The following is a 12,982-nucleotide window of genomic DNA, read 5'->3' on the forward strand; positions in this document are numbered from 1 at the left end:
TTCCCATCTTAATCGAATTCGTCGCCGCGCGCGTGCCCGCTCCTTGCTCCTCCGCGCGCCTCGCGCCCAGGGACCCTCGACGCTACGATCGACGAACCATGCGCGACCGCACGGAAGGAATGCCGCCTTGCATGCGGCCCTGGGTCACCGTGCACTTCGCGCAATCCATCGACGGCCGCATCGCCACCGCGACCGGCGATTCGCGCTGGATCAGCGGCCAGGAGACCACGCGCTTCGCCCACGCCCTGCGCGCCGCGGCGGACGCGGTCCTCGTCGGATCCGGCACGGCGCTCGCCGACGATCCGCTTCTCACGGTGCGACACGTGCCGGGAAAACAGCCCCTGCGTGTCGTGCTCGACACCCGAGGCCGCGTACCTGCCGCCGCGCAGCTCTTCCGCGACGCGACGACACGCACGCTGCACGTCACGCGGCTGGCGCCCGAGAGGACGCTGCCGTCCCACGTCGAGTGTTGCTCGCTGCCCGTCTCGAAGAGCGGCGAAGGCGTCCAGCTCGACGCGTTGCTCGTCGCCCTCGCCGAGCGCGGCACGCGCGAGCTCCTCGTCGAAGGCGGGCGCGGCGTGATCACCTCCTTCCTCCGCGAAGGCCTCGTCGATCGGCTCGTCGTCACCGTCGCTCCTCTCGTCATCGGCGCGGGCATCGAGGCCGTCGGTGATCTCGGCATCCGCAAGCTCGATCAAGCCTTGCGCCTCACGCTCCGCCGCGTCCTCCACGTCGGCGGCGACGTGCTGCTCGAGCTCGCCCGCGAAGGCGCGCCGCCCTTGCCGCTCGCGCTCCCCGATCCCGCTCGGGTGGCCTCGTGACCCGGGCACGCGCGATCTGGTTCGAGCGCCCCGGCGTCGCCGTTCTGCGGGACGAACCCCTCCCCGATCCGGGCCCGCACGAAGCCCTCGTCCGCACGCTCGCGTGCGGCGTCAGCGCCGGCACCGAGCGGCTCGTGCTCACGGGCCGCGTACCACCCGACATCCGCGCCGTCATGGCCCTTCCCACGCAGCGCGGCTCCTTCGATCTGCCGACGAGCTACGGCTACGCGGCCGTCGGCGTCGTCGAAGCGATCGGCGCTGCCACCTCGCCCGATCTGCTGGGCCGTACGGTCTTCGCGCTCCACCCGCACCACGATCGTTTCATCTCAAATGAACAAGCTCTCCGCCGTCTCCCGGACGGCATCCCCGCGCCTCGCGCGACCCTCGCGGCAAACCTCGAAACCGCACTGAATGCCGTGTGGGACGCGGAAATCGCGCTCGGCGAACAAGTCGTCGTCGTGGGCCTCGGCGTCGTGGGTCAGCTCGTCGCGCGCCTCGCCACACGCGCGGGTGGCCGCGTCGTCTGCATCGACCCGGACGAACGCCGCGCCGCGCTCGCCCGCGAGCTCGGATGCGCCGCCGCGCTCCCCTCGATCGACGCCGCGATCGTCGCCGAGGCCGACGTCCTCGTCGAAGCGTCCGGCTCCCCCGAAGCCCTCGCCGCGCTCGTCGCTTCTGCCGGGCACGAGGCGCGCATCCTCGTCGTCTCCTGGTACGGCGAGCACGGCGTCACCTTGCCCCTCGGCGGCCGCTTCCACCCGAACCGCGTCACCATCCGCTCGAGCCAAGTCGGCACGATCCCGCCCGCGCGCCGCGCTCGTTTCACCTTCGAACGACGCTTCTCCGTCGTGAACGAACTGCTCCACGACGCATGCCTCGATCGCCTCGTTGGTCCGCTCGTTCCCTTCACCGATGCGCCCCGCCTGTACGCGTCGCTCGCCGCCGGCGACGCGTGGAATCCGCCGCATCGCGTGCTCGATCCCTCGCGTTGATCGGCATCACGTGCGGTATCGTGGAGCGCATGTACACGGTCGGCGTTCGTGATCACATCATGGTGGCTCACCGTCTCGACGGTGACTTCTTCGGACCCGCGCAACGCATGCATGGCGCGACCTACGTGGTCAGCGTCGAGGTCGAGCAGGAGGAGCTCGACGAGCATTGCGTCGTTTGCGACATCGGCATGCTCCGCGCGAAGCTGCGCGGCATCCTCGAGCATCTCGACTACAGGAACCTCGACGATCACCCGGGCTTCACGCCCGGCAAGTCCACGACCGAGGTCATCGCGCGGTACATCCACCGCGAGCTCGGGCACGTGCTCCCGCTCCGCGCGGGCACGATGCTCACCGTCGTGCTCGACGAGTCTCCGAACGCATGGGCCAAGTACCGCGGGCCGATTCGCCATGCGTCGACCATGCCCGGCGCGGAGATCGGGGTTGCTTGATGGGGCACGCGTCGCGTTCGTCATCGATGGCGCGCTCGATCAACCGACGGGCGGCTACCTCTACGATCGCCTCGTCATCGAAGGCCTGAGAACACGCGGCTGCGACGTCGACGTCGTGAACCTCGACGTGCGTGGCCCCCTCGCCTCGCTGCGCGGGAACGCGCGCCTCCTCGGCCTGCTCGCTCCGCCCGCTCGTTCTTCAAGCACTCACGACGTCGTCATCGTCGACGAGCTCAGCCACCCGCGCGCCGCCTTCGCAGCCGCGCTCCGCACACGCTCACCCACGTCCCCCCGCCTCGTCACGTTGCTCCATCACCTCGCCGCAAGCGAACGAACGGGCACCTCGTCAAGACTCCGCCTCGCCCTCGAACGCGCGCTCCTCACCGCCTCCGATCACGTCGTGGTCACGAGCGAGACCACTGCACGCGTGACCATCGCCGCGGGCATCACGCGTGATCGAATCAGCGTGGTGCACCCCGGCCGTGATCGACTCGGCGCTCGCGCCGCGCCGCCCGCACGCTCGCAGGGCGCCCATGTGCGCCTCCTTTTCCTCGGCGCCCTCACGCCCCGCAAGGATCCGCTCGCCTTGCTCGAAGCCTTCGCCGCCGTCGCCACGCGCGCCGTGCTCACGCTCGCCGGACCTGCCGACCGCGACCCGCTCTACGCCGCGCGTGTGCTCGCCGCAGCCTCACGTTACGGCACCCGCGTGCGCGTCACGGGCACCCTCACCGACGCCGCGCTTGCAGCCGAGCTCGGCGCGCACGACGTCCTCGTCCTGCCGAGCCGCTATGAGGGCTACGGCATCGCGCTCGCCGAGGCCGCCTCCCACGGCCTCGCCATCGTCTCGTGTGACGCCGGCGCCATCCCCGAGGTCGTCCGCCACGGCGAAGAGGCCCTCCTCGTACCACCCGACGATCCCCGCGCCCTCGAAGACGCGCTCGTCCGCGTCGTGCACGACGAGCACCAACTCGACGCCATGCAGCGCGCCGCCCTCCGCCGCGCGGCCGCGCTGCCCACGTGGGCCGACACCCAGGACGCCTTTTGCCGTGCGGTATTCCCGACACTGCGTTGACTCCCCGGCGCCACGCACGGTTTTCACGGCCTACACGAATCCCCGAAACGCGCCCGCCTTCCGTTCTAGAATGGTCCTGGGTTCGTTCGGATGGGCCACGCCATGCACGACGATCACGCCGCACAGACCTCGCGCTTCGAAGGCGCCGTGGAGGAGGCTCTCGCGGGGGTGCGGGGCCTCTTCCGGCTCATCGTGGAGAAGACGAGTGAGCTCGTCGTCGTGCACCGCGGCGGCAAGATCCTCTACGCGAATCCCACGCTCGTCGCGTGCCTCGGCCACGAGAGCACCGAGGCGCTCTACGGCCGCCCCCTCGGCGAGATTCTCCACGCCGAAGACGTCCCGCGCGAGAACCGCCGCGTGCGCATCATGCTCGCCACGAACGAGGTCGCGCCGCTCTACACCTATCGGCTCATGCGCCGCGACGGCAGCGTGATCACCGTCGAGGTCGCCTCCGCGCCCGCGCCCTTCGAGGGCGGCATCGCCGTCATCAGCCTCTGCCGCGACATCACCACGCGCATCGAGACCGAGGCGCGCGTCTACCAGGCGAACCTCATGAACTCCATGGGCACGCTCGCCGCCGGTGTCGCCCACGAGATCAACAACCCCCTCGCCTACGTCACGCTCAACATCGCGCTCGTCACGAAGAAGCTCGAAGAGCTCGCGAGCACCTCGGGCGCGCGCGGCGACACCGAGACGCAATCGCTCGCGCGGGAGCTGCTCGGCTTCTGCGGCGAGGCCCTCGACGGCACCGACCGCGTCGCCCAGATCGTGCGCGACTTCCGCGTCTTCTCCAGCGCGAACCAGGAAGAGCGACGCCCCGTCGACGTGCGCCGTGTCCTCGACGCCTCCATCAAGGTCGCCGACAACGAGATCCGCCACCGCGCCCACCTCGTCCGCTGCTACGGCGACGTTCCGCTCGTCCACGCGAACGAGGCCCGCCTCGGGCAGGTCTTCTTGAACCTGCTCGTCAACGCCCTCCAGGCCCTGCCGCAAGGCTCGGCGCAGACGAACGAGATCCGCGTCGTCACGGCCACGCACAAGGTCTCCGGCAGCGCGCTCATCGAGATCCGCGACAACGGCCCCGGCATCCCGTCCGAGATCATGAACCGGATCTTCGAGCCCTTCTTCACGACCAAGCCCGTCGGCGTCGGCAGCGGCCTCGGCCTCTCGATCTGCCGCAGCATCGTGAGCGCGCACGGCGGCCGCATCGAGATCGAGAGCGAGGTCGGCAAAGGCACGGTCGTCCGCGTCACGCTCCTGCCCGCCGAGAGCGTCGATCTCGGACAGGAGCCTCGCTCCGAGATCCCGAAGCGCGCGCCCACGCCGCGCCTCTCGGTCCTCGTCGTCGACGACGAGCCCGCGCTCCTCTCGGCCATCGTGCGCCAGCTCGAGCGCAGCCACGACGTCGACGGACGGACGAGCTGGAAGGGCGCGCTCGAAGCGCTCGCGGACAAACCCTACGACGCCGTGCTCTGCGACGTGATGATGCCCGGGGTCTCCGGGTTCGACATCCACAGCGCGCTCTGCGAGCGGATGCCCGAGTCGAGCGAGCGCATCGTGTACATGACGGGCGGCGCCTTCACCCAGGATGCCCGGAGTTTCCTGGCCCAGGCCCCGAACCGGTGCCTGGAAAAACCCTTCTCGCCCGCCGACCTCGAAGAGATCCTCCGCGCGATCGCCCCACGCCCGCGCGCCTGAGCTAACCTCCGCCCCCGAGATGATGAGCGACGGCCTCCGCCTCGCGTTCCAGGGCGGCACGGTGCGCCTCGACGGCCTCGCGCAAGACCACGCGACGAGCCTGCCGCCCGCCTGCGCCTGGGACGCGCGCGAGAACACCTTCCGCCTCCCCGCGTCCTCGTACGCGGACATCGTCCTCTGGCTCCGCGCGAAAAAGCTCACGTTCAACGACGAAGCGCGCGCGTACGACACGCTCGACATCGAGCCCGCCGCGCGCCACGAGCCCTTCCCGTATCAGCGCGAGGCGCTCGACGCGTGGGCCGCGCATCGCTTCCGCGGCGTCGTCGTCCTGCCGACGGGCGCGGGAAAAACCTACGTCGCGACCATGGCCATCGCCGGTCGTAAGCGCTCGACGCTCGTCGTCGTGCCCACGCTCGACCTCTTGAACCAGTGGTACGACATCCTCGCCGCCGCGTTCGGCCGCGCCATCGGCGTCATCGGCGGCGGCTACCACGAGGTCGAGCCGATCACCGTCACCACCTACGACTCCGCGCACCTGCACATGGATCGGCTCGGCGGACGCTTCGGCCTCGTCGTCTTCGACGAGTGCCATCACCTCCCGAGCCCCTCGTATCAGCTCGCCGCGCGCATGAGCATCGCGCCCTTCCGCCTCGGCCTCACGGCCACGCCCGAGCGCACCGACGGCCGCGCCTACGACGAGCTCATCGGCCCGATCGTCTATCGCAAGGACATCACCGAGCTCTCCGGCGAGTACCTCGCTTCCTACGAGACCGAACGAATCAGCGTCCCGCTCTCGGCCGAGGAGCGCGAGGCCTACGACGCCGCCCGCGGCGAGTACGTCACCTTCCTCCGCGAAGAGGGCATCCGCATGTCGGCCCCCGACGGCTGGAGCCGCTTCCTCTACCTCTCCTCGCGCAGCGACGCGGGCCGCCGCGCCTTCCTCGCTTACCGCAGGCAACGCGCGCTCGCGCTCGCCGCGCCGGGCAAGATCAACGTCCTCGCCCGCTTGCTCCACAACCACCGGCACGACCGCACGATCGTCTTCACCGAGGACAACGCGACCGTCCACCAGATCTCGCGCCGCTTCCTCCTGCCCGCGATCACCCACCAGACCCGCGTGAAAGAGCGCAGCGCGATCCTCGCCGCCTTCAACGCCGGCGACCTCACGGCCGTCGTCACCTCGAAGGTCCTGAACGAGGGCGTCAACGTCCCCGAGGCGAACGTCGCCATCGTTTTGAGCGGCAACGGTTCGGTCCGCGAGCACGTCCAGCGCCTCGGCCGCATCCTGCGCAAGGGACAGGACAAACGCGCGCTGCTCTACGAGCTCGTCGCCGAGAACACGGCCGAGCAGTACACGAGCGACAAGCGGAGGGAGCACGTTGCTTACAAGTGATCTCCTCCGCGTGCGCCGCAAAGGTGGCCGCGTCCTGCCGCGTTACCTCCGCGGCGACGACGCCGAGCTCGCCAAGACGATCGCGAAAGACTTCGTCCGCATCCTCCAGAGCTCCATCGGACGAAGCCGCGACGAGATCGAGGCCGCGCTCGACGCGGTCCCCGTCCCTGCCGATGCGCGCCTCGTCGGCGACGGCCTACGCAAGGTCCTCGACGGCCAGTGCACGTGGACCGTGCCGACCGGCGTCGATCCCGAAGAGATCCGCCGCGAGGTCTTCCTCGCCGCGGCCCGTGCCCATCGCGCGCTCGACGTCCGCAGCGAGTTCGATCGCGACGGCGTCCTCGCCGAGCTCGCCCCGCGCCTCGGAAAAACCCCCGCTGAGATCGACGCCGCGCTCTACGCCGATCTGCGCGAGAACGAGCGGCTCGAAGCCTTCCGCCCGATCGGCCCCGAGGCCCTGCTCGAACGTTACGACCTCGGCCTCGCCCAGGCCGTCTTGCTCAAGGCCACGCGTGTCACGGTCCGCGTCGCCGGCGAGAGCCCCGATCGTTACCGAAGGCTCTTCCGCGCCGCGCGTTTCCACGGCCTCATCCACGTCGTCGAGGGTTCTGCCGCGGAGGGCTACACGATCACGCTCGACGGCCCGTGGAGCCTCTTCGACGCGGTCCAGAAGTACGGCCTGCGCCTCGCCATGTTCCTCCCGCAGGTCCTCGCGTTCCGCTCCTTTCACGTCCGCGCCGAGCTCGCGTGGGGCAAAACAAGGACACGCGCCGTCCTCGAGATCACGCCCGAAGACGGCCTCGTCTCGCACGTCGCCGAGGCCCCCTCCACGGGCCCCGATCTCGACGCGTTCAAGCAAGCCTTCGAGCGCCTCGGCTCCGAGTGGTCGGTCGCCGAGAACGATCACATCTTCGCCCTCCCCGGCGAGATCGCCTGCGTCCCCGACCTCGTCTTCCGCAGCGAGACGACCGGCGAAGAGGTGTTCCTCGAAGCCTTCGGCTTCTGGAGTCGTCAGGCCGTGTGGCAACGCGTCGAACTCGTACGCAAGGGTTTTCCCGCGCGGTTCCTCCTCGCCGTGGGCAAACAGCTCCGCGTGAGCGAGGAGGTCCTCGGCGAGGACGAGGCCGGCGAGATCTACGTCTACCGCGCCACGATGTCGCCGCGCGCCGTGCTCGAACGTCTCCGTCGGAAGGGCTGACACGTCAATCGTTGGGCAGCGCCGACTCGTTGCCGATGAGCGAACGGACGAGCGGCGGGATGGCGAACCCCTTCGCTGTGTGCAGCGTCGAGCTCGACCCTCCGCAGTCGTAGGTCGGCTGCGCGCTCGCCCATCGCGACGAACAATGTTTGTTCACATATGAAGCGGTCGCGCCGCTCGTATCGCCGTGCCACCGCGTGTGCTCGATGCAGCGCGCGCCCATCGGCGTCCACTCGGCTTCGAACTGGAACTCCGTCACGGAGGACTCCTGGATGCCGAAATCGTCCCACACGTCGACGAGCGTACCGTCCTGCGTGTGCGGCACGCCGTCGCCGCAATAATCGGCGCGCAGCATGCGCGTGCAGGTCTGGTGCAAGAGCACGCCCGGGATCTCCTTGCACGTGCCCGGCGCGACGCACTCCTTCACGTTCTCCCACGGCTTGTATCCGAGCTCCACGCACTTCGCGATCGCGTACGGCCTGCACGCGAAGGTGAAGCTCGTCTCGGACGAAACGTGTATGCCGCTCGTCGGCTTCTGCTGCGAGTAGTCCCAGGTGCCCGCGAGCGGGATCGCGCGGCGCGGCGTGCCGCTCGACGTCGCGCCGCAGAGGCTCTTCCACGCGCCCTGGCTCGGGCTCGACAGGTACGAGATCTCGTACAAGAAGACATCGGGGTGGGTCGACGGCACGCGATCTTCGATGCGCAACGTGATCGTTTGCCCATTGCTGAGCGTGCCCGTGAAGGTCGCGCCGACGAACTCCTCCGGCTTCATCGGCTTGCCCGACGCCTTCTTCCCGACGAACGACGTCCCGTCGAGCGTCACCCCGTTCAGCGCGAGGCCATTCAAAGAGATTCCGTTCAGCGAGATCCCGTTCAGCGCGAGACCGTTCAGCGCGAGACCGTTCAGCGCCAAACCGTTCGTCGTGCTCAGCGCCTGGACCGACGCGATGACGTCACCCTCCTCTTCCTCGGGCTCGCCGGCGACTTCGGTGCAACCCGGGCCGAACAGCATCACCAGGAGGATCGGAGCCCATCTCGCGGCGCGTCTCCATCCAATCTCGGACGTGCAGGACATCCACGAATGCATGTTTCTTCCCTCTCTCGAACCGAAGATGCCCACGCGCGCGGACGCGTTTCGCCGGGGCCGGAGGGGAGCAACAATCCGTCGCCTTTCGAGGCGCGGGTTCAAGGATCGCGGCGGCGGTTCCCGATCCAACCCTTTCGCCAATAAAAGACGAAGAGACCCGCCACGCTGAACAGCATGAACCCGATCGAGGCCGGATAGCCGTACCGCCACTTGAGCTCGGGCATGTTGTAGGGCGACGCGTCCGTGTCGAAGTTCATGCCGTAGACGCCCGCGATGAACGTGAGCGGCAGGAAGATCGTCGAGATGATCGTGAGCACCTTCATGATCTCGTTCATCCGGTTCGACACGCCGGAGAGGTGCAGATCCATGAGGCCCGAGGCGATCTCGCGGAACGTCTCGACCATATCCATCACCTGCACCGCGTGGTCGTACGTGTCGCGCAGGTAGACCCGCGTGTGCTCCTGGATGTGCGGCGATCCGTCCCGGAGGAGCGAGTTCGCGACCTCGCGTTGCGGCCAGATCGTCCGCCTGAGCGCGAGCAGATCGCGCTTCACGTCGTGGATCAGGTGCGCCGTCCCGTCCTTGCCGGCGAGCGCGTCGAGCTCGATCTCGTCGAGCCGGTCGCTGATCTTCTCGAGCACGGGGTAAAAGCCGTCGATGATCGCGTCGAAGAGCGCGTACGCGAGGTAGTCGGCGCCTCCCGTCCGCATGAGCTGCCTGCCTTTGCGGATGCGTTCGCGCACAGGTTCGAGCACGTCCGCGCTCGGCTCTTCCTGCACCGTCAGCACGAAGCCCTTGCCGAACACGATCGCGATCTGCTCGGTGACGAGCGCGTTCGTCACGCCGAGCTGCGCCATCCGGCAGATGATCACCTGCTGCCCCGGGTACACGTCGCTCTTCGGCCGCTGCGGGACGTTCACCACGTCCTCGAGCGCGAGCGGGTGGATGTCGAAGATCTCCCCGAGCCGCTCGAACGTCGGCTTGTGCCCGATCCCCTGCACGTCGATCCACGTGACGCTCGGGCGATCGTCGGTCAGGTAAGGCAGGGCCTCGTCGACCGAGTCGATCCACTTCTCGACGATGTGCTCGAGACAGTAGTCGATGAGGTAGATCTTCGGCTTGTTGGGATCCTCGACGAGCAGCGTGCCGGGCGGCGCGCCGGGCGCGGGCTCGTTCGAGAGGATCAAGCTCGGCCGGGGCCGCTTTCGACCCGAGGCCAGGTTCTTCGAGGAAGGCGGCGGCGGGGCGTCTTGGGTGTCCTGCACGGAGGACATCCTACCGAAGGCCCAGCCTCGATTCGCCGCTCGCTTGCGCGGATCGGCGAGACCCCTCGCCATCGGCCTGGACTCTCGCTATGGACTTCCTCCCATGCCGGTCCCCGTCATCTCCGAGCAAGATTTCGAACGCGAGGTCCTGCGCAGCGAGCTCCCCGTCCTGATCGACTTCTACGCCGACTGGTGCGGCCCCTGCAAAACGGTGGCCCCCGAGGTCGAGGCGCTCTCACGCGAGCTCGAAGGCAAGGCCAAGTTCGTCAAGGTGAACATCGACCAGAGCAAGCGCCTCGCGGCGGCGATGCGCGTGCAGGCGGTGCCGACGTTCATGGTCTTCTTCCGCGGCCGCCCCGTCGCCGGAGAGCAAGGCGCCGTGCGCAAGGCGCGCCTGCGCGAGCTGCTCGATCCCTTCCTCCCGCGGGCCGAAGGCGCGATCCGCGCGGTGGAGCTCGCGCAGCTCCTCAAGCAAGGCCAGGTCGTCGCCGTCGACACGCGCGAGGCGCAGGCCTTCAATCGCGCGCACATCCCGGGCGCGGTGCACATCCCGCTCGAAGAGATCGAGACGCGCCTCGCGGAGCTCCACATGCTGCCGGGTGAGCCCGTCCTCTACTGCCGCGCCGGCGACAAGACGAAGGGCCTCGCCGAGACGCTCGCGAAGAGCGACGTGCCGATCGCGTTCCTCGAGAACGGCTTCCTCGGATGGGAAGCCGAGGGGCTCCCCATCGAGCGCCCCGACTGATCAGGTTTTTCCGGGAACGTTCTCCAGCGCGGCGAGCGCCGCCTGGATCACCTCGCGCAGCGCCACGCCGTGCGTCTTCGCCGCGGCGGCGCAATCCTCGAACTCCGGCTTGATCTGCGGCGGCCCGAACGGCCCCTCGCTGATCTTCACGCGCACCCGCCCGTAGGCCGTCTCCACCGCCACCGTACGACGCGGCCGCTCGGTCCGCGTCACCGGGATCTTCCGGAGCCCGATCGACGTCGTCTCGCGCAGGAGCGTCGCGCCCACCGCGTCCGCTTGCGGCGCAGGCGCGAGCGCCGCGATCGTCAGCGCCGGCCGCCCCTTCTTCATCGTGATCGGCACGGCCCACGCGTCGAGCGCGCCCGCCGTGAAGAGCGCCTCGATCGCGTGCGCCGCCATCTCGCCCGTCATGTCGTCCACGTTCGCTTCGAGCACCACGTGCGACGCGCCCACCTGCGGCTCGTCCGAGGCGCCGCCGCGCGTCCCGAGCACGACCCGGAGGAGGTTCGGCCGATCCGGCAGCTCGCGCGAGCCCGCGCCCCAGCCCACGCGCTCCGGCGCGAACGATGGCCACCGCTCGAAGCGACCCGCCGCCGTCGCGACGATCGCCGCGCCCGTCGGCGTCACGAGCTCCGCGTCGAGATCCACGCCGTACGTCGGCACCCCGCGCAGACACTCCACCGTCGCGGGCGGCGGCAGCGGCAGGATCCCGTGACGTGCCTTGACGAACCCGCGCCCCATGGGCAGCGGCGCGCCTCGCACCTCGGCCCCGAGGTACACGAGCGCCGCGGCCGCGCCCACGATGTCCACGATCGCGTCGACGGCCCCGACCTCGTGAAAATGCACCTCGTCGAGCGGCATCCGATGCACCGCGCTCTCCGCCTCGCCGAGCCGCCGGAAGATCCGGCGCGCGAGCGTTCGCACCTCGGGCTCCAGCGGACACGACGTGAGCATCGCGTCGATCGACGCGTACGTCCGCTCCGGCTGCGGCGTCTCCACGTGCACCTCGAACGAGGTCGCCACGATGCCGCTCCGATGCACGTGCCCGCGCTCCAGGAACACGCCTTCGAGCGGCAGCGCCGCCACCGCGTGCTCGATCACGAGCAGCGGGACGCCGAGGTCGAGCAGCGCCGCGATCGTCATGTCCCCCGCGACGCCGCTGAACGCGTCGAAGAACAGGATCTTCCCGACCCCCGATCCCTGCTCCAGGAGCGGCGTCCTCACCGGATGCTCGTGCCCGCGGCCCTGCTCGTGCCCATGCTCGTGCCCATGCTCGTGCGAAGGCCCCGGCGCGTGCGCATGCGTATGCGGGCGATCGTGCGTATGCCCGTGCCCGTGCCCATGCGCATGCGCGTGATGCACGTGGCCGTGCGCGTGATCGTGGTGATGGTGGTGATCGTGCCCGTGGTCATGGTCGTGCCCATGCCCATGCCCGTGATCGTGTCCGTGTCCGTGCACGTGCCGTGCTCCTTGCTCAGCCTGCGGTCGTCGGCTGCTCGGTCGGTTGCGAGGCCCTCGGCATCATGCGGTGCACGGCCATCGCCGCGCCGAACCCGTTGCCGATGTTCACGACCGAGACCCCCGAGGCGCACGACGTCAGCATCGCGAACAGCGCCGTGAATCCCCCGAGCGCCGTCCCGTACCCCACCGCCGTCGGCACGGCTACGACGGGCGTCGAGATCATCCCGCCCACCACGCTCGGCAGCGCCCCTTCCATCCCTGCGCACACGATCGCCGCCGACGCGCGCCGCAGATCCTCCACGCGATGCAGGAGCCGATGGATGCCCGCGACCCCGATGTCGTAAATCCGCATCGGCTCGAGCCCCAGCGCGGACAGCGTCTCCGCCGCCTCCTCGGCCACCTCGTTGTCGCTCGTCCCCGCCGTCACCACCGCGACCGGCGCGCACGGACGCTTCGGCGGCGGCGCGATCTCCACGCTCCCCGTCCGCGCGAGCGGCGCGTAGCGGAAGCTCGGCACGCGCTGCCCCACGATCGCCGCCTTCTGCGCGTCGATCCGCGTCACGAGCACGTTCGTCCCGGCGCGGACCATCTCCTCGGCGATCCCCGCGATCTGCTCGCCGCTCTTCCCCTCGCCGAAGATCACCTCGGGCACGCCTTGCCGGAGCGCGCGATGGTGATCGACCGTCGCGTACCCGAGGTCGCGGAACGGCAAACTCTTCAGCGCCTCGACCGCGTGCTCGACCGTCACGTCCCCACGCCGCACACGATCGAGCAGCTCTTCCACGCGCCTGGGATCCATCG

Annotated in this window: 13 protein-coding genes; 8 read left to right on the forward strand and 5 right to left on the reverse strand. The window is 69.6% G+C overall.

Annotation, left to right across the window (positions count from 1 at the left end):
• Nucleotides 1-98: 98 nt before the first annotated feature.
• The 7 genes from QHF84_RS14035 (at nucleotide 99) to QHF84_RS14065 (ending at nucleotide 7,623) form a co-directional block, all read left to right on the forward strand.
• The gene (locus QHF84_RS14035; protein ID WP_281313780.1) at nucleotides 99-821 is read left to right on the forward strand and encodes a RibD family protein; all 723 of its coding nucleotides are present in this window, start codon (nucleotides 99-101) and stop codon (nucleotides 819-821) included.
• Nucleotides 818-1,813 (forward strand): zinc-binding dehydrogenase, encoded by a 996-nt coding sequence (locus QHF84_RS14040; protein ID WP_281313781.1) that lies wholly within the window; start codon nucleotides 818-820, stop codon nucleotides 1,811-1,813. Before QHF84_RS14035 ends, QHF84_RS14040 begins: the two co-directional genes overlap by 4 nt.
• A 29-nt stretch (nucleotides 1,814-1,842) precedes the next feature.
• Nucleotides 1,843-2,262, forward strand: coding sequence for a 6-carboxytetrahydropterin synthase (locus tag QHF84_RS14045; RefSeq protein WP_281313782.1), 420 nt, complete (start codon nucleotides 1,843-1,845; stop codon nucleotides 2,260-2,262).
• Entirely contained in the window at nucleotides 2,255-3,334 is a 1,080-nt protein-coding gene (locus QHF84_RS14050) for a glycosyltransferase family 4 protein (RefSeq protein ID WP_281313783.1), read from the forward strand. The genes QHF84_RS14045 and QHF84_RS14050 overlap by 8 nt, the downstream gene beginning before the upstream one ends.
• A 102-nt stretch (nucleotides 3,335-3,436) precedes the next feature.
• On the forward strand, nucleotides 3,437-5,032 hold the full coding sequence (locus QHF84_RS14055) for an ATP-binding protein (RefSeq protein ID WP_281313784.1): 1,596 nt from the start codon (nucleotides 3,437-3,439) through the stop codon (nucleotides 5,030-5,032).
• Nucleotides 5,033-5,051: 19 nt separating this feature from the next.
• Nucleotides 5,052-6,425 carry a DEAD/DEAH box helicase family protein gene (locus tag QHF84_RS14060; protein WP_281313785.1) on the forward strand — a complete coding sequence of 458 codons (1,374 nt, stop codon included), beginning with the start codon at nucleotides 5,052-5,054 and terminating at the stop codon, nucleotides 6,423-6,425.
• A 10-nt stretch (nucleotides 6,426-6,435) separates the two neighbouring features.
• A complete protein-coding gene (locus tag QHF84_RS14065; protein ID WP_281313786.1) occupies nucleotides 6,436-7,623 on the forward strand; it encodes a DUF790 family protein in 1,188 nt (395 codons plus the stop codon).
• A gap of 4 nt (nucleotides 7,624-7,627) precedes the next feature.
• On the opposite strand, the gene QHF84_RS14070 is transcribed toward QHF84_RS14065, so the two are convergent.
• Both QHF84_RS14070 and corA read right to left on the reverse strand, forming a co-directional pair.
• Nucleotides 7,628-8,635 carry an ADYC domain-containing protein gene (locus QHF84_RS14070; RefSeq protein ID WP_281314006.1) on the reverse strand — a complete coding sequence of 336 codons (1,008 nt, stop codon included), beginning with the start codon at nucleotides 8,633-8,635 and terminating at the stop codon, nucleotides 7,628-7,630.
• A gap of 173 nt (nucleotides 8,636-8,808) precedes the next feature.
• Nucleotides 8,809-9,975 (reverse strand): magnesium/cobalt transporter CorA, encoded by a 1,167-nt coding sequence (corA, locus tag QHF84_RS14075; RefSeq protein WP_281313787.1) that lies wholly within the window; start codon nucleotides 9,973-9,975, stop codon nucleotides 8,809-8,811.
• A 103-nt stretch (nucleotides 9,976-10,078) separates the two neighbouring features.
• On the opposite strand from corA, the gene trxA reads away from it, so the two are divergent.
• Nucleotides 10,079-10,720, forward strand: a complete 642-nt coding sequence (gene trxA, locus QHF84_RS14080; RefSeq protein ID WP_281313788.1) for a thioredoxin — start codon at nucleotides 10,079-10,081, stop codon at nucleotides 10,718-10,720.
• On the opposite strand, the gene larC is transcribed toward trxA, so the two are convergent.
• The 3 genes from larC to larB form a co-directional block, all read right to left on the reverse strand.
• Complete coding sequence (larC, locus tag QHF84_RS14085; protein ID WP_281313789.1) at nucleotides 10,721-11,944, reverse strand: nickel pincer cofactor biosynthesis protein LarC; 1,224 nt, start codon at nucleotides 11,942-11,944, stop codon at nucleotides 10,721-10,723.
• Entirely contained in the window at nucleotides 11,941-12,132 is a 192-nt protein-coding gene (locus QHF84_RS14090) for a hypothetical protein (RefSeq protein ID WP_281313790.1), read from the reverse strand. The genes larC and QHF84_RS14090 overlap by 4 nt, the downstream gene beginning before the upstream one ends.
• Nucleotides 12,133-12,194: 62 nt before the next feature.
• Nucleotides 12,195-12,980, reverse strand: coding sequence for a nickel pincer cofactor biosynthesis protein LarB (larB, locus tag QHF84_RS14095; RefSeq protein ID WP_281313791.1), 786 nt, complete (start codon nucleotides 12,978-12,980; stop codon nucleotides 12,195-12,197).
• Nucleotides 12,981-12,982 lie beyond the last annotated feature (2 nt).

This window comes from Polyangium sp. y55x31 (assembly GCF_029946505.1).
Taxonomy (GTDB): Bacteria; Myxococcota_A; Polyangia; order Polyangiales; family Polyangiaceae; genus Polyangium.